The sequence below is a fragment of the Rhodococcus sp. JVH1 genome, assembly GCF_000280725.2.
Taxonomy (GTDB): domain Bacteria; phylum Actinomycetota; class Actinomycetes; order Mycobacteriales; family Mycobacteriaceae; genus Rhodococcus_F; species Rhodococcus_F jostii_A.
Map to the genome: position 1 here is coordinate 4780801 of NZ_CP166289.1, position 21820 is coordinate 4802620.

The 21820-nt window shown below is 63.3% G+C and carries 16 protein-coding genes and 1 pseudogene; all 17 read left to right on the top strand.

The window, feature by feature from the left end; genetic code table 11:
* Window positions 1-4 precede the first annotated feature (4 nt).
* Window positions 5-499, top strand: coding sequence for a flavin reductase family protein (locus tag JVH1_RS22095; RefSeq protein WP_009475734.1), 495 nt, complete (start codon window positions 5-7; stop codon window positions 497-499).
* A 38-nt stretch (window positions 500-537) separates the two neighbouring features.
* A complete protein-coding gene (locus JVH1_RS22100) occupies window positions 538-1062 on the top strand; it encodes an NADPH-dependent FMN reductase (protein ID WP_009475733.1) in 525 nt (174 codons plus the stop codon).
* Window positions 1063-1117: 55 nt separating this feature from the next.
* The gene (locus tag JVH1_RS22105; RefSeq protein WP_009475732.1) at window positions 1118-1447 is read left to right on the top strand and encodes a carboxymuconolactone decarboxylase family protein; all 330 of its coding nucleotides are present in this window, start codon (window positions 1118-1120) and stop codon (window positions 1445-1447) included.
* 182 nt (window positions 1448-1629) lie between these two features.
* A complete protein-coding gene (locus JVH1_RS22110) occupies window positions 1630-2274 on the top strand; it encodes a TetR/AcrR family transcriptional regulator (RefSeq protein WP_237735158.1) in 645 nt (214 codons plus the stop codon).
* 457 nt (window positions 2275-2731) lie between these two features.
* The gene (locus tag JVH1_RS22115; RefSeq protein WP_009475729.1) at window positions 2732-4252 is read left to right on the top strand and encodes a GMC family oxidoreductase; all 1521 of its coding nucleotides are present in this window, start codon (window positions 2732-2734) and stop codon (window positions 4250-4252) included.
* Between the two features lie 129 nt (window positions 4253-4381).
* A complete protein-coding gene (locus tag JVH1_RS22120) occupies window positions 4382-5503 on the top strand; it encodes an LLM class flavin-dependent oxidoreductase (protein WP_009475728.1) in 1122 nt (373 codons plus the stop codon).
* Window positions 5504-5650: 147 nt separating this feature from the next.
* Window positions 5651-7063 carry an aldehyde dehydrogenase family protein gene (locus JVH1_RS22125; protein WP_371113025.1) on the top strand — a complete coding sequence of 471 codons (1413 nt, stop codon included), beginning with the start codon at window positions 5651-5653 and terminating at the stop codon, window positions 7061-7063.
* A 31-nt stretch (window positions 7064-7094) separates the two neighbouring features.
* Complete coding sequence (locus JVH1_RS22130) at window positions 7095-8279, top strand: acetyl-CoA C-acyltransferase (RefSeq protein WP_371113026.1); 1185 nt, start codon at window positions 7095-7097, stop codon at window positions 8277-8279.
* 63 nt (window positions 8280-8342) lie between these two features.
* Window positions 8343-9605: a bifunctional 3,4-dihydroxy-2-butanone-4-phosphate synthase/GTP cyclohydrolase II gene (locus JVH1_RS22135; protein ID WP_009480605.1), complete on the top strand. Its 1263-nt coding sequence runs from the start codon at window positions 8343-8345 to the stop codon at window positions 9603-9605.
* A 414-nt stretch (window positions 9606-10019) separates the two neighbouring features.
* Window positions 10020-12377: a LuxR C-terminal-related transcriptional regulator gene (locus JVH1_RS22140; protein WP_043782891.1), complete on the top strand. Its 2358-nt coding sequence runs from the start codon at window positions 10020-10022 to the stop codon at window positions 12375-12377.
* Between the two features lie 742 nt (window positions 12378-13119).
* Window positions 13120-14292, top strand: a complete 1173-nt coding sequence (locus JVH1_RS22145) for an LLM class flavin-dependent oxidoreductase (RefSeq protein WP_043782889.1) — start codon at window positions 13120-13122, stop codon at window positions 14290-14292.
* Between the two features lie 29 nt (window positions 14293-14321).
* Window positions 14322-14717 (top strand): RidA family protein, encoded by a 396-nt coding sequence (locus JVH1_RS22150; RefSeq protein ID WP_009480601.1) that lies wholly within the window; start codon window positions 14322-14324, stop codon window positions 14715-14717.
* Between the two features lie 379 nt (window positions 14718-15096).
* Window positions 15097-16176 carry an LLM class flavin-dependent oxidoreductase gene (locus tag JVH1_RS22155; protein ID WP_009480599.1) on the top strand — a complete coding sequence of 360 codons (1080 nt, stop codon included), beginning with the start codon at window positions 15097-15099 and terminating at the stop codon, window positions 16174-16176.
* 134 nt (window positions 16177-16310) lie between these two features.
* The gene (locus tag JVH1_RS22160; RefSeq protein ID WP_009480598.1) at window positions 16311-17804 is read left to right on the top strand and encodes an aldehyde dehydrogenase; all 1494 of its coding nucleotides are present in this window, start codon (window positions 16311-16313) and stop codon (window positions 17802-17804) included.
* A 206-nt stretch (window positions 17805-18010) separates the two neighbouring features.
* Entirely contained in the window at window positions 18011-19423 is a 1413-nt protein-coding gene (locus JVH1_RS22165) for an aldehyde dehydrogenase family protein (RefSeq protein ID WP_371113025.1), read from the top strand.
* Between the two features lie 320 nt (window positions 19424-19743).
* On the top strand, window positions 19744-21156 hold the full coding sequence (locus tag JVH1_RS22170) for an ammonium transporter (protein WP_009475727.1): 1413 nt from the start codon (window positions 19744-19746) through the stop codon (window positions 21154-21156).
* A gap of 353 nt (window positions 21157-21509) precedes the next feature.
* Window positions 21510-21786, top strand: a pseudogene (locus tag JVH1_RS22175) (transposase); the annotation flags it as partial.
* Window positions 21787-21820: the final 34 nt, after the last annotated feature.

Genomic DNA, 21820 nt, shown 5'->3' on the forward strand with positions numbered 1-21820 from the left:
AACAATGATCGACCTGGGCAAGTTCAAAGACATCATGGCGTATGCACCAGGCCCTGCCACAGTCGTCACTGCCACCGGTGACGACGGCAGGCACCAGGGTCTGACGATGTCCGCGGTGTGCTCTGTCTCGCTGGATCCCCCGCTCGTCCTCGCATGCCTCGACCACGGGTCGAACACCCTGCAGGCGGTGCGTTCGTCGGGATCCTTCACCGTCAACTACATCGCCGACGGCCATGAGAGCGTCGCGCTGGCCTTCGCGGTCAAGTCGGACTCGAAGTTCGACGGACATGCATGGTCGGCCCCGGACGGAGGACTGGGCGGGCCGGTGCTCGCGGAGAACACCGCGGCGTTCGCAGTGTGCCGGGTCGAGCAGATGGTCGAGGCCGGCGATCACACGATCGTGGTCGGTGCCGTGGTCGACGGGGGAGTGCGCGAGGATTGCCATGCGTTGGCCTATGCACGCCGGGAATTCTTCACGGCCGTCGGATCGCAGGTATGAACCGATATTCGTTGACGATCTATCGAGGAGAGTCCTTGGTGCACAACGACATCACAGTCGGCGTTCTGGTCGGAAACCCGCGGCCGGCATCGCGGACGGCAACCGTCGCACTGGAGGTGGGCCGTCAAGTTGCCGATGCGGTCGGAGGCAGGGTCGGCCCTGTCGTCGATCTGGCGATGCACGGCGGGGACGTTCTGGACCCCGACTGCGCGACGGTGCAACGGGACATGGAGCTCGTCAGCGGAGTCGACACCCTCATCGTGGTCTCGCCGACCTACAAGGCGACCTACACGGGCCTGCTCAAATCCTTCTTCGACCGTTTCGGCTCCGTCTCGCTCGACGGCGTCGTAGCGGTGCCCGTGATGGTGGGCGGCGCCCCACACCATGCCATGGCCGGCGAGGTCCACCTCCGACCGCTGCTGGTCGAACTGGGTGCCGTCGTGCCCACTCGGAGTCTCTACGTCGTGGACTCCGAACTCGACCACCTCACGGACACGGTCAGCACCTGGCTGTCCAGGGAAGGTGCCTCGCTGACGAACGCACTGCGCACTGCGCCGGCGTAAATGAACACGGGACACCCGGCGGCACCGCGGCCCCAAGTAACTCGAAGGAACAATCATGCCCGATATGCCCGGCCCCGCCCGACGGGCACTCGGTTCGTTCGCTCCGAAGCTGGCCGAACTCACCGACGACACCTTGTTCGGCGACATCTGGAAACGTCGTGAACTGACACCTCGAGACCGAAGCCTCATCACCGTCGCTGCCTTGATCGCGCTCTACCGCTCCGAGCAGCTGCCCTTCCATCTGCGGAGGGCACTGGACAACGGCCTCACCGTCGAAGAACTCGTGGAAGTCGCCACTCACCTCGCGTTCTACTCCGGCTGGCCCACCGCGATGACGGCAGTCCAGATCCTTCGGGATCTCCCCGGCCCCGAAGACTCTCGATAGCTTCGTCGGACGGCCATATCATGCCGACTGGTACGGATGTATACTGCGAGAGTGCGTGAGGCGTTGTGCAGTGCGCCGGCGTGCCCGTAGCATCGCGCCTACCCGCTTCGTGCAGAGTGCTCGAGATGGATGGCGCGCACTCGGCGATGAATGGCGAGCTGAACAGCCAGGGAGGAAGTTTCGTGGCGAGGCCGAAGGTTTCGAGTGGCAAGACGAGTGGCCGTAGGGTCCGCGACCCCGAGGGAGCTCGGCGTGCCCTGCTCGAGAACGCGGTCGAACTTTTCGAGCGGAACGGATACGCGGCAACGTCTGTCCAGAGCATCGTCGATGCGGCGGGCCTGACCAAGGGCGCCTTCTATCACCATTTCGAGAGCAAAGAAGACCTGCTCTACCGGGTGCACGACGAGTTCATCAACTATCAGCTCGGGCGTGCGCGCAGTGTCATGGCGGACAAGGAACAGAGTCCGGATCAGATCCTGCGACGACTGATCACCGAGGCGTTACTCGAACCGATGTCGATCTACAAGGCGGAGATCACGGTGTTCATGCAGGAACGGAAGTTCTTGCCCACTGATGTCTTCGCCGAGATCCAGCAGAAGCGTGACGAGTTCGAGCGCTTCTTCGTCGACGTGATCGAGCGCGGCATGCAGGAGGGTGTGTTCCGACAGAAGGGCCCGGCACGACTTGTGGCATTCGGGATCATCGGCATGGGGGCGTGGACACACGTCTGGCTGGATCTGAAGGGCTCGGTGACCCCCCGCGAAATCGGCACCATCTACGCCGACATTCTCATCGACGGACTGATCGAGCGACCAGCGGACGCCTGAGCTGCACTCTTCGACCACCCGGCCTCCACGAATGCCCCTTCGTGGAGGCCGTGCTCGTTTAGCGCCTACCGTGACGCGGCGGGTTCGCGCTATCCGGGTGAACCGCGGGCCCAGCGGTATCGTCGCGATCTCTTGACCCCCTGACGCGTAGTGCGGTAACGTCATCTCACAACGTTACGTACCGCCCGGTTAGTATGTAAGCGCAGATGAACTTCGTTTATCTGTTGCCGAGAAGCCTCACGCACCGGACGCGCTCCAGCCTGAATCAGTGACTCTGGGCGGTCGTTCCCCGAAATATCCGAGATCGGTGCTCCGTTCCTGACAACGATGAGAACCCCTCTATCCGTACGACATTGAGGATTGGATCATGCCAGCAGAACTACTCGGTGACGTTCCGAACGCGAATACCGTGACGGCGGGCGCGGTGCAGCCGGTTGGGGTCGGGCGGTAGAGCATCATGGATACCTATGACTACATCGTCGTCGGCGGCGGAACCGCCGGGTGCATCATTGCTGCGCGACTCACCGAGGATCCCGAGGTCCGGGTCCTGCTCCTGGAGGCCGGCGGCTCCGAGCGACGACCAGACATCGAGAACCCAGGTGCCTGGCCGAGTTTGGCCGGCAGCGAGCTGGATTGGAACTACTCGACGGTTCCGCAGAAGACTCTCGGGCGGACGGTTCCCGCGACCCGCGGCAAGGTCCTGGGCGGCTCGGGCTCGATCAACGTCATGGCGCACCTGCGGGGACACCGAGTCGACTACGACTCGTGGGCCGCGGAGGGCGCTGAGGGTTGGGACTACGACTCGGTGTTGCCCTACTTCATGCGCTCCGAAGACGTCCCCGACGGCGACCCCCGATTCCGGGGTCGGGGCGGACCACTGGCGCCGCGGCCGATCGACTCGCCCCACCCGTTGTCACTCGCCCACGTCGAGGCCGCGCGGCAGGCGCAGCACGCCGTCGCAGCAGACCTCAACAGTGGCGAGTTACTCGGGGCAGCGTGCCATGAGCTGCTGATCAGCGCGAACAGGCGACAGAGCACCGCGAGCGCCTACCTCAGGCCGGCGCTCGGCCGGACAAATCTGACAGTTCGCACCGGGGCGATCTGTCGACGCCTCGTCATCGTGGGCGATCGCTGTCTCGGGGTGGAGTACACCCGGGACGGTCACTCGATCCGGTCCGCGGCGGCCGGCGACGTTGTCTTGTGCGCCGGTGCAGTCGATTCCGTGCGGCTGCTACTGCATTCGGGCGTCGGACCGGTCCGAGACCTCGAGTCGGTCGGCGTGCAACCGGTGATCGATTCGCCGGAGGTCGGCCTGAACCTGCAGGACCACATCCTGCTGGCGGGAGTCCGGATGCGCGCGGATCGACAGCTGCCCCCACCGAGTGGCAACTACGCCGAGTCGACGCTCTTCGCGAAGACGAACCCGTCTCAGACCCGGCCGGAGCTGCAAATCGTGCAGATCCAGGTCGACTACCACACGCCGTGGCAACGGCCAGCCGAGAACAGTTTCACCTTCGGGATCGGGCACATGCGCCCGCGAAGCCGCGGAAGCATTCGCCTGGCGTCTTCCGACCCGGAAGCGCCGCTGCTGATCGATCCGAAATACCTCAGCGACCCGTACGACATCGAACAGCTCATCGCCGGAATCGAGGTGGTGAACACACTCGCCGAGACGAGCGCATTCGACGAATGGGGTGGCACTTCCGACGCCCCCGCACTACTTCGCCTCGACCGCCCGGAGTTGGAGAAGGCGATACACGACAGTGTCAGCAGCTTCTTCCACCTTTCGGGAACCTGTCGCATGGGCACTGACGCGACGGCGGTGGTCGATCCGCACCTTCGGGTGCGCGGCGTCGACGGGTTGCGCGTCGCAGATGCGTCGGTCATGCCGAGCATCGTCTCGTGCAACACGAATGCTGCGACCGTGATGATCGGTGAGAAGGCCGCCGATCTGCTGTGTGGCAGACCCGTGGGGTGATTCCGGGCGTGGTCCCACGAATCAGCTGATTCGAAGTTGATTTGCCTCTGGCGCCCTGAGGTTTCGGCCGTTACACTACGTACCAACCGGTCGGTAGGACCGATCGCACTACTCGACGAAGGAGGAGAGATGCACACCGGCATCACTCTCGTATTTCAGAACATCGACGGAAACGTCTCCGACGCAGAGACCTATCGCAACGAGCTGGATCTCGCGCTGCGCGCGGAAGCAGCCGGATTCGATTCGGTATGGACCCCCGAACATCACTTCACTGCCTACGGCATGACACCCGATGTCCCGCAGTTTCTCTCGTGGCTTGCGGCCAAGACGTCCACGGTCAAACTGGGCACGATGGTGTCCGTCCTTCCCTGGCAGGACCCGGTTCGGACCGCCGAGAACTTCATCCTGCTCGACCATCTCTCGGGCGGCCGCTCGATGCTCGGCATCGGCCGAGGGCTCGGCCGGGTAGAGTTCGACGGCTTCCGGGTGGAGATGGGCAAGTCCCGCAGGCTCTTCGCGGAGTATGCCGAAGCGATCCTGAACGGTCTCGAGTCCGGCGTCATCGAAGCCGACGGCGAACTGTACAAACAGCCGGCCATGGACCTGCGCCCCGCGCCGTATGCGTCGTTCCGCGGTCGCACCTTCGCATCGGCGGTGTCTCCGCAATCAATCGACCTCATGGCAAGTCTGCAGGTCGGGCTGATGGTCATCGCGCAGAAGCCCTGGGACAAAGCCGAAGCCGAGATGCGCGACTACCGTGCCCGTTACCTCGAGATCAACGGCGAGGAGCCGGCCAAGCCGATCATCTGTGTCTTCGTCGGAGTAGGAGAGACAGAAGCCGAGGCCCGAGAGATGCGCGATGTTTACCTCCGGCGCTACGCCGAGTCGACCGTCGAGCACTACGAATTCGACAACGTCGGCTTCGCGAAAATTGAAGGCTACGAGTACTACGCCGGGCTGAGCCGCAACATCGAGAAGCACGGAGTCGACGGCTTCTGTGACTTCCTCGCCGATCTCCAGGTGTGGGGAACGCCGGATCAGGTCGTCGACCGGATTCTCGAGTATGTCGATCGACTGGACGCGGGCGGGGTCCTGATCGCACCGTCCTTCGGCGGCATGGCGCCCGAAGTGTCATCCCGAAACTTCGAACTGCTCGCCTCCGAGGTGCTTCCGCGCCTCAAAGTCCACGATGTGGGCGGCGAACTCGGTGTTACCCACGGTGTCGACCGAACACTGACGCCGACGTCATAGCAACTCATCGGCTTCTCGGGGCCGAACCGTCCATACGTGTTCGTCGAGTCGGCGGCACCTACCAACGATTTTCGAGTAGTGAGGGTTTGAATAGTGACAATCTGCGATGTGGATTTGACGGCTATGTGTTTGATTGGTGGTCGGTGGGTGCCGGGGTCGGGAGCGGATGCCGTCGAGGTGTTCAATCCTGCGACGGGGCGGGTGATTACGGAGTTGGTTCCGGCGACGATCGAGGATGCGGAGGCGGCTGTGGTGGCTGCGTCTCGCGCCTTCGGTGACTGGGGTTCGCGGCCGTTGTCGGAGCGGGTGCGGTTTTTGTATCGGATGAAGGTGATCCTCGAGGACAATGTCGAGTCGTTGGCGCGCACGATCACGATCGATCAGGGTAAGACGTTGGATGAGGCGCGCGGTGAGGTGGGGCGGGCCGTCGATTTCCTGGAGACGGCGATTGCCGCTCCGATGCTGTATCACAGCGACGCCGTGAATGTCACCACTGGTGTGGATGCGCGGCGGGTGCGGGAGCCGTTGGGGGTGTGTGTGGCGGTGACGCCGTCGAACTTCCCGGTGATGAACACGGTGCAGTTCTCGGCGTGGGCTCTGGTGACCGGTAATGCGTTGATCATCAAGGCGTCCGAGCAGGATCCGCTCGCGTCCACCGCGGCGATTCGGTTGCTGCAGCAGTCGGGTCTGCCGGATGGGGTGCTGAACTTGGTGCACGGCCGGGCGGATGTGGTCAAGCACCTGATCGCCCACCCGTCGGTGGTGGCGGTCTCGTGTATCACGTCGTCGCCGACGGCGCGGGCGATTTATGGGGCGGCGGCAGCGGCCGGGAAGCGGGTGCAGGCCAATGGTGGTGCGAAGAATCCGATCGTGGTGGCCCCGGATGCGGATCTCGATAGGGCGGCGGCCGGGATCGTGTCCTCGTCGTATGGGATGGCGGGGCAGCGGTGCCTGGCGGGGAGTCGGGTCGTGGTGGTTGGTGATGTCTACGGCGATCTGATGGACCGTGTGGTGGCGTTGGCTGATCAGTTGGTGGTCGGTGACGGTATGGCCGAGGGTGTGACGATGGGCCCGGTCGTCAGCGCCGAGAGCAAGGAGCGGATCCTGGCGGCGCTGGGGGAGGCGGAGGATCTGGGTGCGACGTTCGTCCTCGATGGTCGGAATGTGAAGCCGGTGGGTGGGGCGGGGTCGGAGAACGGCTATTTCATCGGGCCGACGATCGTGGCCGATTTGGATCCGCGGCACGGGGTGGAGGGTCGGGAGTTGTTCGGTCCGGTGATCAATGTGCATCGGGTGGATACGCTCGTGGAGGCGATCGCGTTGTCGAATGATACCGAGTTCGGTAACGCTGCAGCGGTGTTCACCAGCTCTGGTGCGGTGGCGGCGGAGTTCGAGCGGGGTATCCGGGCCGGCAATGTGGGTGTCAATGCGTTTCCGGCGCCGCCGGCGAATGTGACGATGGGTGGGTACGGTGCCTCGTTCTACGGTGACCTGCATGTGTGTGGTGCTGCGCCGTTGGATTTCTTCACCGATCAGAAGCTGGTCGTCACCCGATGGTGAGCACTATGCGGCGAGCCAGTGGGAGCGCGACATGAACTCCGCAGTCGTCATCGACGCGGTCCGGTCGCCGATGGGCCGAGCCCGCCCGGCTGGCGCGCTGGCCGGTGTTCATCCGGTCGAGCTGCTGGCGCAGGTGGTTTCCGCGCTGGTGGAGCGAACGGCGGTGGATCCCGGCGAGGTCGACGATCTACTGGTCGGGTGTGTCACGCAGTCCTCCGAGCAGTCCGGCAACATCGGGCGGATGGCGTGGCTGGCGGCGGGGCTGCCGGAGCAGGTGCCGTCCGTGACCATCGAGCGCAAGTGCGGCTCCGGTCAGCAGGCGTTGCAGTTCGCGGCGCAAGGCGTGATGGCGGGGTCCTACGACATCGTGATCGCTGCCGGCGTCGAGTCGATGAGCCGTGTGCCGATAGGATCGAATCGTCAGGGTGCTGACATCTACGGTCCCTCGGTGAACGAGCGGTACGCTCCGGGACTGCTACCCCAGGGTGTCGCAGCCGAACTCATCGCGCACCGGTGGAATCTCGACCGGAAACAACTCGACGAGTTCGCCGCGCGTTCACATCAACTCGCGGCGCGGGCGGACTCCGCCAACGCTTTCGTGCGCGAGATCGTGCCCATTCGCGTGCCGGCCACGGATGAGACGGTGTACCGGGACGAGACCATTCGTCCCGGTACCACCCTCGACTCGATCGCGGCGCTGACACCGTCCTTCCGCACCGAGGAGTACGCCGAACGGTTCCCGGAATTGCGATGGCACGTCACGCCGGCGAACTCGTCCCAATTGACCGACGGCGCCAGCGCGGTGCTGATCGCCAGCGAACGGGCGGCCAGGCGAATGGGCTGGCGTCCCCGGGCCCGACTCCGGTCCTTCTACGCCTGCGGTGACGATCCGTTGATGATGCTGACGGCGCCGATCGCGGCGACACGGGAGATCCTGGCCCGGACCAGCCTGGCGATCGATCAGATCGATCACTTCGAGGTCAACGAGGCCTTCGCCTCCGTGCCGCTGGCGTGGCAGTCGGATCTCGAGGTCGACATCGACCGCCTGAATCCGCGAGGGGGAGCGATCGCCCTCGGTCATCCGCTCGGAGCGACTGGTTGCCGGTTGCTGACCACGATGCTGCATGCGATGGAAGACGCCGACCAGCGACGCGGGTTGCAGACGGTATGCGAGGCGGGCGGCATGGCAAACGCACTCATTCTGGAAAGAGATTGACGGGTGCGGGACGCCCTTCCCAGAGCGTCCCGCACCTCCCATTGAGAAGGCAGGAGCACTCCCATGAGCGACAGAGTCCGTCTGGACAGTGTGGAGCGGGCAATCGCCGACATCGCGGCCGGTAAGGCGGTCGTGGTGGTCGACGACGAGGACCGGGAGAACGAAGGTGACATCATCTTCGCCGCGGAGAAGGCCACACCGGAGCTGATGGCGTTCACCATTCGGTATTCCAGTGGGGTGATCTGTGTGCCGATGGCGCCTCAGATGCTCGACCGGCTGGACATTCCGTTGATGACCCCGCACAACCAGGACCGGATGCGCACGGCGTACACGGTGTCAGTGGACGCGGCCGACGGTGTTTGCACGGGGATCTCTGCGGCCGATCGTGCACGGACTGCTCGGGTGCTTGCCGGTGCGGGTTCGGTGCCGTCGGATCTGACGCGGCCCGGTCACGTCTTCCCGCTTCGCTACCGCGAGGGCGGGGTGTTGGTGCGGCGCGGCCATACCGAGGCCGCAGTGGATCTGGCCACGATGGCGGGGTTGGCTCCGGCGGGTGTGCTGGTGGAGGTCGTCAACGACGACGGCACCATGAAACGGGCTCCTGAGCTGCGGGACTTCGCTGACACCCACGGTCTGGCGATGATCTCCATCGACAGTGTGGTGGGATACCGGCGCCGGCACGAGTTGCTCGTGGAGAGGGTCGCCGCGACCCGGCTGCCGACACGGCACGGCGACTTCACTGCCTTCGGATATCGCGTGGAAACCGACGGCACCGAGCACATCGCGCTGGTGCACGGCGACATCTCCGATGCCGCCCCGGTGCTGACACGAGTGCATTCGGAGTGCCTGACCGGTGACGTCTTCGGATCGTGTCGCTGCGATTGTGGGCCGCAACTGACCGAAGCGATGGAGCGGATCAGATGTGAAGGCTGCGGTGTCGTGATCTACCTGCGTGGGCACGAAGGGCGCGGCATCGGACTGGCGGCGAAGCTGCAGGCCTACAGTCTGCAGGACTTCGGCCGGGACACCGTCGACGCGAATCTGGATCTCGGTCTGCCGATTGATGCCCGGCACTACGGGACGGCTGCGCAGATCGTGCGAGATCTGGGGATCGGGTCGGTGCGATTGCTGACGAACAATCCGCAGAAGGTGACCTGTCTGCAGGATGCAGGCATCGAGGTCGCAGCACGTGTTCCCCTACTGCCGCGGCCGAACAACCACAATCTCGGTTACCTGCAGACCAAACGGGACCGGATGGGACACGACCTCCCCGACCTGTGCCCGGCGACTCCCGTGAGGGAGCGAGGTATCACCGCCATCGGCTGAGCAACAGCCCGGCTCGTCACAGCAAAGAAAAACGTCGGCCCGGTGCGCTGCGTGCTTGCTCGATCGGGTCGGAACGCCCGCCGTGAAATCGGACTACGAGCCGCCCGTTGGAATCGGAACAGATAATCCGTTCACGAGGGAACTCCCTCGCCGCATCCGACGACCGGGTCGAAGCGTGAAACTCGCGGGACTGGCCAACACCGCGGTGACGCCCGCAGTCGAGCGGGCCAGGGGAGTTGAACTCGCCGTCACCAGGCTGTAGAACGTACATCGTATAGTGGGCACGACTTGTCAAGAGGTGGCGCATGACTGTACGGCCGACTTCTTTCGGATTGGCCGATCGGCTCGGGGCACCGGACGCGCCCGTCAATTCAGTCTCCTGCGTAATGTGCCGGTTCGATAATGGATGCGGCCATGCCCGAAAGTGAGCCCCCCGCGGACATCGGAGTGCATGCCAAGTCGAAGCGAGGCAAATCCGGAAATCTTCCACTCGACCTGACCAGCTTCGTCGGCCGTCGGCACGAGCTGGCAGACACCCGCCAGCTGCTGTCCGGATCGCGGCTGGTAACTCTCATCGGCGCCGGCGGCGTGGGCAAGACCCGGCTCGCCCTGCGGATCGGCGACGTTTCGCGCAGGAAATACGACGACGGTGTCTGGTTCGTCGAACTGGGTGAACTACACGACGGGGACCTGCTCGGACAGGCCGTGTCGGGTGCGCTGGGTTTACAGGATCACTCCGTTCGGCCGCCCATGACTGTGCTCACCGAACAGCTGGCGGAAAAACGGATTCTGTTAGTCCTGGACAATTGCGAGCATCTAGTCGAGGCAGTTGCAGGCGTTGCACAGGTCGTACTGCGGACGTGCCCAGGTGTCCAAATCCTCGCCACGAGCCGTGCGTCTCTCGACATTCGTGGGGAGGTAGTGGTTCGAGTACCCCCGCTGTCGCTGCCGGAGCTGACGCGATCGACGGCGACGCTACGCGAGATTTCCCGATATGACGCGGTGACCCTGTTCGAGCAGCGTGCGGGCGCCGCAGTGCCGGGTTTCAGGCTCACCGAGGACAACATGGGCACAGTGGCTGAAATCTGCCGGCGTCTGGAAGGCCTGCCCTTGCCGATCGAACTGGCAGCGGCACGATTGCGGGCGATGTCGGTCGAGCAGATATGGGAGCGCCTCGGCGACAGACTCCGACTTCTCACGCTAGGCGGCAGAGGAACACCGACGAGGCAGCAGACCTTGAGGTTGTGCATCGACTGGAGCTATGACCTGTGCTCGTCGCAGGAACAGTGGTTATGGGCTCGGCTGGCGGTGTTCGCCGGTGGTTTCGAGCTCGACGCTGCCGAGGGGGTCCTCGCCGCGGACCCGCCTGACGGAGAGTTACTCGATCTGCTCACGTCTCTGATCGATAAGTCGGTTTTGATCCGCGAAGAGGTCGGGTCGGTGGTGCGGTATCGACTGCTGGACACGATTCGTGAATACGGACGAGAGAAATTATACGAAGCCGGCGGATACTGGGAGCTTCGAAAAAGGCATAGAGATTGGTACGAGCAACTCGTGCTCCGCGCGAAGACCGAATGGATCGGTCCGCTGCAGATGGAGTGGATCGCCAGACTGGAGCGTGAGCAGCCGAATCTGCGCGACGCCATGGAGTTCTGCCTTAGCGAGGACGGCGAGGCAGAAGCGGGCATGCGCATCGTCACCGCGATGTATCAATTCTGGTTCGTGCGAGGGTTGTTCAGCGAAGGCCGTCACTGGCTCGATCGTGCACTCACAAGTCAGGAAGGTCAGCAACCCTTCGACCGGATCGAGGCTTTGTGCACCAGCAGCATGCTGGCCGCGTTGCAGGGTGACGTTGCCGCCGGCACCGTATCGACGGACCAGGCACGACTGCTGGCTGCCCGGGTCGGGGATGCCGACCTCGATGCGTTGGTCGCCTTCGCGGAGGGGTGCCTCGCCGTCTCCAGCGGAGAGCTTCGGACAGGTATCGCCAGCCTCGAGAACGCGATCAACGTCTTCCGTCCCGAAGGCGATCTCAATCAGCTGGTGCCGGCACTGGTCTGGCTGGCGCTCGCCTTCGAGATGACCGGCGACATCCAGCGAGCTACAGAGAGCTACGAGGAGCTCATCGCGCTCACCGAGTCGCGGGAGGAAAGAATATGGCGAGCAATGGCGCTGTGTGACTATGGTTTCGCGATGTGGCAGCACGGAGAACGTGAGCGTGGAACCGCGCTCCTCGAGGACGGTCTGCGGCTGTCCCGGATGGTGGGAAGTCAGCTGAGCTACGCCTGGGCGCTCGAGCAATTTGCGTGGACCGACGTCGAACAGAGGCCGGAACGGTCCACAGTGCTGCTGGGCGCTGCGGACGTACTGTTCAGCGCTACCGGTGGTCGCGCACCCGCTCTGACAAACACTGCCACTTTGCACGAGAAGTCTCGGCAGCACGCTCGAACCTCTCTCGGTGAAAGAGCATTTGAGGCCGCAATGAAGCGAGGCGCAGCACTGAGCGCGGACGAGGCGGTTGCCTACGCCTTGGGTGAAGAAACGCGGGCCGAGGTGCCCGCGACGAGTGGCGAGGCCCTCAGCCTCACCCGACGCGAGCAACAAGTGGCTGAACTGGTCGCCGAAGGACTGAGTAACAGGGCAATTGCCGACCGGCTTGTAATTTCCCAACGCACCGTCGAAGGTCACGTCGAGCACTCCCTCGTCAAACTCGGCTTCACCTCGCGTACGCAACTTGCCGCGTGGGTCCACGAACAGAAACCCGGCAGCTGAGCCACCTTCTCGTCCGAGCTGGGGCTGATCCGAGAACGGACCGTCCGCACGGCGAGTGCGCATCTTTGGTGATCCCAATCGAGGCGCTGACAGCGGCACCATGTCCGCACCGTGTGCGACCTAAGTGGCTGCCGCTTGTGGGTGCGGCACCCGCACACACGCCGCGAGAACGGCCTTGCCGAGATCCAGCGCCGCGACCCGTTCCGCTAACAGTTCGACATCGGCGACCCATCCATGACGAAAGTCGCTCCCACGAAACCGATTGCATGAACGGGGCCGCCCGCAGGAACCGAACAGGTAAGACAAGAGGTGGACCCTCGTGGTCATGGCAACAACGCGCCCCTACCATCGGCTCCCCGGATCAAACCGATATTCAGGGGTTACCGGCGCCAAGAATGACCGACCTCGGTGAGAGACCGCACCCGATCTTCCCGCATGCGCCCGCGTCCCAGGAAGGGACCATAGAACTGACATGGGCGGGTGGCCACTGCCGACCAGCCGGCGACCTGGGCATACCACGGCACCCATCCTCACCATGCCCACCTACGTAGTACGCGGGTACGGCCAATAGGTAGCGGATAGGTAATTTCCCGCTGGCACCAAGGCGTGGCTGCAGCGATTCTCATGTGATGGGAATCACCTGAACGGTTGGGCCCCCGAGGTCAGCCGTCGGGTACGGGCTTGGACAGCAATGCGGTCCTTGTCCGAAATATGGGCGAGAGCCAATGAACTTGGAGTGAAAATGAAAATTGATCTGCTGTATGCGTTGACGAATCGTTCGGGCGAGTTGTCCTGGCATGAGGTGCTGGAGGCGACGCGGCGTCATGCCGTGATGGCGGACGAGTCGGGGTTTGACCGGATTTGGTTGGGTGAGCATCATTTCGACACCGACGGGACGGATGCGAGCCCGAATCCGATCATGCTAGCGACGGATCTGGCCGCTCGGACGAACCGGATCCGGTTCGGGATGGCTGCGGTGTCGCTGACGTTGTGGCATCCGTTGCGGGTCGCGGAGGATCTGGCGTTGCTCGATCATTTCAGCGAGGGCCGGTTGGATGTGGCGTTCGGTCGCGGGATCCTGCCGATCGAGGTGATGAACCTCAATCCTGCAGCGAGTCGGTGGAATGGCTCGGACAACAGCCGGGCGATCTTCGAGGAGAACCTGGAGATCGTCCGCAGGATCTGGACGGAGGATCTGTTCAGTTGGAAGGGGCCGCGCTACACATTCCCGGAGCCGGGGACGAAGTTCATTCACTCGCCGGGGGCGCCGATGCCGGAGGGCTGGGTCGACGAGCAGGGCTATCTGAAGGCGTTCGGGATGACGCCGCAGCCGTTTCAACAGCCGATGCCGCCGCTGTTCGCGGTGACCGAGTCGGTGGAGGGGTTCCGTGGTGCGGCGCAGAAGGGTCTCAAGCCGATTACCTGGTATCCGACCGGTCAGGTGCTGCGCAATCTGCTCGACCTCTATCGGGAGGAGAAGGCGGCTGTCACCGGCGCGACGCCGGACCTGGGGGAGGATGTCGGGGTGCTGCGACTGTGCTACATCGCCGAGACCGATGAGCAGGCGCGTCGGGTCACCGAGGCGAGTGTGGTGGAGTTCTTCGAGTTCGTATGCCGGGTCCGTGGCATCGGGGTGTGGCTCGACGCCGACGAGGATCCGGAAGATCCGCGGTTCAAAGAGATGGATCCGTTCGATCTGCTGATGGAGCGCGATCACCTGATGATCGGCTCGGCGGCGAGTGTGACCGAGAAGATGACGCGGCTGACCAGGTCGCATGGCATTCAGAATTGGTTGCTGCAGATGGGCTTTCCCGGTGTGGCACATGACGAGGTGGATCGTTCCCTCGAGTTGTTCGCGGCCGAGGTCATGCCTGAGGTGCGCAAGCTCGACTCCACCCTCGCGGCTGCGCAGTGATCGACGAAGCCCTCACGGAAGGAATGCTCATGGCGGAATACCTCAACCCAGGCAACCTTCCCTACCCTCGATTCGGAATGAATCCAGGTGTGGCGACCAAGGACTACGTGTTCTGCGGCGGCATGGCGCTGGATCTGGAGACGCTGGCGCGTAAGCCGGAGGCCGACACCGTCGCGAACGAGACGAAGATCGCGCTGGAGGAGATCCAGGGGATCCTCGAGACTGTCGGCTGCACGCTCGGGGACGTGGTGAAGACGACGTGTTACCTGGCCGACGATTCGTATCGCAAGGAGTTCTGGACCGCGTACACCGAGGTCTTCGGCGAAGGCCCGTACCCGGCGCGCACGACGCTCGTCGTCGGCATCGCCGGCGACTGCCGCATCGAGATCGACGCCGTCGCGATCCGACCACGGAACCAGCGGTAGAACCGCGCGAAGAAAATGTCGGGCCGTGCGACCGACAAGTCTTCGACCGACGCACAACTCGACCCCGAAGTCATCGGTGAGACCGCTCGACCGGAACAGACAAAATCTGCACAAAACACGAAGCGCCCGCGCCGAATGAGGGCCGCCGTCGAAGTCAGCACGGTGCCCAAACTGCACGCTGAAGCTGTTCATGCTTCCTACAGGATTCTGCGACGACCACGGCGCGACATGACGGCTCCCAGTCTCTACTGACACCGTCCTGCCCAGGACGCCCGAATCCGAAGTCTTGTCCTAGTCGGATTGCCCTCGAATCAGAGGCTCCGCGCATTATTCGACCGATCCGTGAAAAGGCGGGTCGCTAAAGAAAGGAACACCTGCGATGGAGTTCGGTATTTTCATTCCCAGTGCTCGGAATGGTTACATCATTTCTGAGGCTGCTCCACAGTATTCGCCGACGTACTCGCACATGAGGGAGATCATCCAGGCGGGTGAGGAAAACGGGTTCTCGTTTGCCCTGTCGTTGTCGGCGCTGCGCGGGCACGGTGGCACGACGGGGTTTTGGGACGACGCACTGGAGTCGATGACACAGATGGCTGCCCTTGCCCGGGACACAACGACGATGAAGCTGATTGGCTCCGTGAATATTCTGGCGATCCATCCGGCGATCGCGGCGCGGATGGCGGTGACGATCGACCAGATCAGCGAGGGGCGTTTCTCACTCAACATCGTTCCCGGCGGCTGGCACCCCCGTGAGCTCGAGGTCATGAATGTGTGGCCCGGCTATGAGTACAACAACTACCGTTGGGAGTATGCGGGTGAGTACTGCCAGGTGGTGCGCGAGCTCTGGGAGAGCGGCGTCTCAAACTTCAAGGGTAAGCACTTCCAGTATGACGATCTGCGGATGGGCCCGAAGCCAGACAATCACGTGAACATCGTGTGTGCCGGCGCCTCGGACGACGCCATCGCATTCACCACGAAGTACGCCGACTACTCGTTCCGCCTGGCCTGGGGAGGCGTGGACGCCCTCGAGGAGGTCGTGGGCAGGTTCAACGAGCAGATGGAGAACGCGGGGCGGACCATCCGGCCGTTTGTGGCATTGGGTGTTGTCCTCGCTGACACCGACGAGGAAGCGGAAGCAAAGCTGCAGAGCTACATCGACAGCCCGGATCGGGGCGTGATGGAGTACATGATCGGGCAGGCATCCACCGATTCCGCCAAGGGCGGCACCTCAGAGATCCTCGCCGGGGTCGACGCCAAGGGATTCGTGCAGTTTTCGACGGATTTCATCACCGGTTCCCCGGAGAGTATCGCGCGCCAGCTCGACGAGTGGGCCGAACTCGACGTCGCTGGATTCATGCTGATCTTCCCGGACTACGTGGAGGACATCAAGCGGATGGGTCGTGAGGTGTTCCCACTGATGAAGAACTTTACCGCGGTGCAGGCGCTGCAGAACGCCTGAGTTTTCCCGCGCCTCGAGCTCCCAAATACGGGCCCGCCACATGATCTGGCCAGGCTGTCTGGCGGCCCAGGGCGGCACCTTCCGTTGGGAGAGTGCCGAGAACCTGTTAATGCGATGAAGATGAGGATGGAACCATGTCCACAACGCTGCTCAGTGAAGAACTGAGGACGAACATCAAGAAGGCCGAGAGGATGCTGATCGGCTTCGAGTGGGTCGACGCGTCCACTGCCGAAACGATCGCGGTGGAGGATCCCGCGACCGGGGAGGTCGTTGCTCATGTCCCGGCCGGGAACGCCCAGGATGTCGACCGCGCGGTCTCGGCTGCGTGCGCAGCATTCCGCGGACCGTGGCGCCGGCTGACTCCGCAGGAACGTGGCCGACTGCTGTGGAAGCTGGCGGATCTGATTGAGGACCGTGCGCAGGAGTTCGCAGAGTTGGAGTCGCTGGATGCGGGGATGACGATCGGCGAGGCCAGATACGTCGATGTGGCGTTCTCGGTCGATGTGTTGCGGTATTACGCGGGATGGCCGACCAAGATCACCGGGGACACGATCCCGGTGTCGTTTCCGACGAACTTCGGCGGCCCCTATCACTCGTACACGCTGCGCGAGCCCCTCGGTGTGGTGGGGTGCATCGTGCCGTGGAATCTCCCGTTGATGATGGCGGTCAAGAAGATTGCGCCGGCGCTCGCGACGGGAAATACGGTGGTTGTCAAGCCGGCCGAGCAGACTCCGCTGTCGATCGCACTGCTGGGGGAGTTGGTGCTGGAGGCCGGCTTCCCCGAGGGTGTCTTCAACTATGTCACCGGATACGGAGAGACGGTGGGGGCCGCCTTGGTCGAGCACCCGGACGTGAACAAGATCAGTTTCACCGGTTCGGGTCCGACAGGGAAGGCGATCATCAAGGCAGCCACGGGCAACCTCAAGCGCGTCTCCCTCGAGCTGGGCGGGAAGTCACCGAATATCATCTTCGGCGACGCCGATCTGGGGAAGGCGATTCCGTCGGCCGCGCTGGCGATCTTCGCCTGCCAGGGTGAGAGTTGTGTCGCCGGGTCGCGTCTGTACGCGCACCGCTCAGTGTTCCAGGATGTGGTCAACGGGCTGGTCGAGGCGGCTGACAGCATCCGGTTGGGCCGCGGCTTGGATGCGGCGTCGCAGATGGGTCCGCTGATTTCGGCGGAGCACCGGGACCGGGTGCTCGGTTTCATCGAACTCGCCCGCAGCGAGGGAGCCGAGATCGTCACCGGCGGCTCTGCGTGGGGGAGCGAAGGCTATTTCGTCGAGCCCACTGTCTTGGCGAACGTCGGCTCGGACTCGAAAGTCTTGCGGGAGGAAATCTTCGGTCCGGTTCTGACGATTGTGCCGTTCGACACCGAGGGCGAGGTCCTGGCGTTGGCCAACGATTCGCACTACGGACTCGGTGCGGGGGTGTGGACCCGGGACCTCGGCCGCGCGCACCGCGTGGCCGCGGGAATCGAAGCGGGTCAGGTGTGGGTGAACTGCTATCAGACGGTTGATGCGGCGTTGCCGTTCGGTGGGCACAAGCAGTCGGGTTTGGGTCGGGAGACCTGCAAGGAGAGTCTCGACGAATATCTCGAGCTCAAGACAGTCGTCGTCGATCTGTCGTAGACCACGGGCACATATGGCTCCATAGTCGTCGGTGGCGCCGGTGTGGGGCCGTATCGGCCCACGTCTGACCGAGGACCCGCAGGTGTCGGTCTTGCCGGTCGCGGTCGTCGGCGGCACCTACCAACGATTTTCGAGTAGTGAGGGTTTGAATAGTGACAATCTGCGATGTGGATTTGACGGCTATGTGTTTGATTGGTGGTCGGTGGGTGCCGGGGTCGGGAGCGGATGCCGTCGAGGTGTTCAATCCTGCGACGGGGCGGGTGATTACGGAGTTGGTTCCGGCGACGATCGAGGATGCGGAGGCGGCTGTGGTGGCTGCGTCTCGCGCCTTCGGTGACTGGGGTTCGCGGCCGTTGTCGGAGCGGGTGCGGTTTTTGTATCGGATGAAGGTGATCCTCGAGGACAATGTCGAGTCGTTGGCGCGCACGATCACGATCGATCAGGGTAAGACGTTGGATGAGGCGCGCGGTGAGGTGGGGCGGGCCGTCGATTTCCTGGAGACGGCGATTGCCGCTCCGATGCTGTATCACAGCGACGCCGTGAATGTCACCACTGGTGTGGATGCGCGGCGGGTGCGGGAGCCGTTGGGGGTGTGTGTGGCGGTGACGCCGTCGAACTTCCCGGTGATGAACACGGTGCAGTTCTCGGCGTGGGCTCTGGTGACCGGTAATGCGTTGATCATCAAGGCGTCCGAGCAGGATCCGCTCGCGTCCACCGCGGCGATTCGGTTGCTGCAGCAGTCGGGTCTGCCGGATGGGGTGCTGAACTTGGTGCACGGCCGGGCGGATGTGGTCAAGCACCTGATCGCCCACCCGTCGGTGGTGGCGGTCTCGTGTATCACGTCGTCGCCGACGGCGCGGGCGATTTATGGGGCGGCGGCAGCGGCCGGGAAGCGGGTGCAGGCCAATGGTGGTGCGAAGAATCCGATCGTGGTGGCCCCGGATGCGGATCTCGATAGGGCGGCGGCCGGGATCGTGTCCTCGTCGTATGGGATGGCGGGGCAGCGGTGCCTGGCGGGGAGTCGGGTCGTGGTGGTTGGTGATGTCTACGGCGATCTGATGGACCGTGTGGTGGCGTTGGCTGATCAGTTGGTGGTCGGTGACGGTATGGCCGAGGGTGTGACGATGGGCCCGGTCGTCAGCGCCGAGAGCAAGGAGCGGATCCTGGCGGCGCTGGGGGAGGCGGAGGATCTGGGTGCGACGTTCGTCCTCGATGGTCGGAATGTGAAGCCGGTGGGTGGGGCGGGGTCGGAGAACGGCTATTTCATCGGGCCGACGATCGTGGCCGATTTGGATCCGCGGCACGGGGTGGAGGGTCGGGAGTTGTTCGGTCCGGTGATCAATGTGCATCGGGTGGATACGCTCGTGGAGGCGATCGCGTTGTCGAATGATACCGAGTTCGGTAACGCTGCAGCGGTGTTCACCAGCTCTGGTGCGGTGGCGGCGGAGTTCGAGCGGGGTATCCGGGCCGGCAATGTGGGTGTCAATGCGTTTCCGGCGCCGCCGGCGAATGTGACGATGGGTGGGTACGGTGCCTCGTTCTACGGTGACCTGCATGTGTGTGGTGCTGCGCCGTTGGATTTCTTCACCGATCAGAAGCTGGTCGTCACCCGATGGTGAGCACTATGCGGCGAGCCAGTGGGAGCGCGACATGAACTCCGCAGTCGTCATCGACGCGGTCCGGTCGCCGACGAAACTCACTCGAAAATCGCTCTATCCAAGATCAAACGAAGTTGCGCGGTAATCTTTGCACGCGAGGTCACCGCGCATCCAGTGGGGGAACAGGCTCAGAAACGTCTCACACATCGTGAGAAATTTGACGGCGGCACGCCGTACAGGGCTCGCCTGATTTGTATAGATGGTTCCTTTGGCAAGGAATCTCTTATGGAATCACGAGGCAACCGCGTCTTACCACTCCACTCTCAGGTAGAAGGATGCCAATGTACCTTGATCAAGTTTCTATGGCGGCGCAGTTTCCGACGGTGGTCTACATTATCGGGCTGATCGCCATCTTGCTGGCCATAGCCGGGATACTTCTATTCGACGCCGGCCTCAGTCGTGCAGGAAACGTGATGCACACGTTGACGCAAAAGCTTGTCGCCGCATTCGTTGCTGCGGCGGGTATGTCACTGATCGGATTCGCCATCTGGGTCACGCAGTTCAACCAGGCTTTCGGTGTTGCAAATCCGCTCGGCCAGGCGATCAAGTCGTGGTGGCTCGGAGGAGCGGGCATCAACACCCTACCCCAGGATCTCGACCCAGCGGTCGTGCCGAATGCTGACTCCTTCCAGGCCTTTTACGCGCTCTTCATTCTCTTCGCCGCCTTCTTCGCGGCGCTGTTGGCCGGGTCTGTGATCGAACGGGTCAAAACAAGTTCCTTGGCGTTGATCGCATTACTCTTCGGGGCTGTAGTCATCCCGGTCGCTGGGTACCTGGTCTACGGCTCTGTCGGGCCGCTGTCCAACGCCGGTACCCACGACTTCGGCGGTGCATTCTTCTATATATTGCTTGGGTGTTGGGCGCTCGTATTGGTGTGGCGAGCCAGGCCAAGGGTGGGTGTTTTCGACGGCACCGCGACCGAGCCTGCGATCCCGCACAACATGTTGTATGTAGTGGTCGGAATGGTCCTCTTCCTTGCCGGAATCTGCGGCTATGCGCTTACCAACGGTTACCTGGTACCCGGATCCGGATACTTCGGGATCACCCTCAACGAGAGCGGCATGGGGCTGATTGTCACGAATCTTATGATGGCCTTCGCGGCCTCGGCGATCGGCGGCCTGCTGGTCTGGAAGATTGGGAAACACCCGTACTTCTTCTTGGTGTCACCGGTGGCCGGCTGGATCTCGGTGTCGGGGCTGATCGACGTCGTCAAGCCCTGGCAGGCAGGTCTGACCGCCGTGTTTGCGCCCTTTATCCTGCTCGGCGGTTACAAGCTGATGATCAGGCTCCGGCTGGACGACGTCAAAGTTGTACCACTTACGCTGGGCCCGGGAATCTACAGCGCTTTGATGGCCGCGGTGTTGGCAGGTGGCGTCAAGCAGGGTGGCTACTTTGGAATTGCGCAGGGTGAGTATGCCTTCCAGCACGCCTCGATCAACATCGGACATCAATTGTACAGAGTTATCGTTTTCCTGGTGCTCGGTCTCGCGTCGGCGCTTCTCGTGGTCTTCGTGGTCGAGAAGACCATCGGGCTGCGTGACGGGCGAGTCGATGAAGGCCTCGAGGCGAAACTGGATCGCACAGTCATTGGTGAGGTCGCATATCCTGACCGGACACCTGCGGGGCTACAACAGGCTGACGTATCCGAGGAACCGGCTGCCGAGGTCAGCTTAAGTGCCTTGACGGCACGCTAGAACTATTCATTCGCCGGAGCAGAATGAACGCGTCACCTGGATGCGAGTTGGGATCGCCAACAGATCGCCAGCACGACGCGTTCATTCCTGCTCCGGTACTGTTCAGCGCGCCTGATGGAAGTTGATCAGGGAGCCTTCGACAGGTCACGGACCGTCCGGGGGAAGCTGATTACTGAGCCGCCGGCCGGTGAGCACTGTTCGCGTCCGGAGTGAGCGTCGATTGCTAGTCGGTGAGGTTGCCTGTAGCGCTGATGGGGTGGCGTGCCGTGTGAGCATGATCCAATAGTTGCCGTCGGGCGACTCTGGGCTCGAACAGGTTTCACCCATTTTAAGAGAACTGACGGAGGCGATCGATGATCTTCGTCGGCGACGACTGGGCGAAGACATCACGACGTGCACCTGATGGATGACGTCGACCGGCGGCTGTCGTCGCGTCGGCTGCCGGAAGGGCAGGCCGACATCCGTGAACTGCACGAACTGGTAGCCGCCAACGCCGAAGAGGCAGGGCCGGTCGTGGTCGGCATCGAAACCGACCGCGGCCTGTGGGTGCAGGCGCTGAGGGCGGCCGGGTACCCGGTGTACGCGGTCCCCCTCGCGGTCCCTCGTCGAGTGACTCGAGACGGGCTTTCGAAGAGTCACGTGATGGCCTTCGTGGGCTACGACG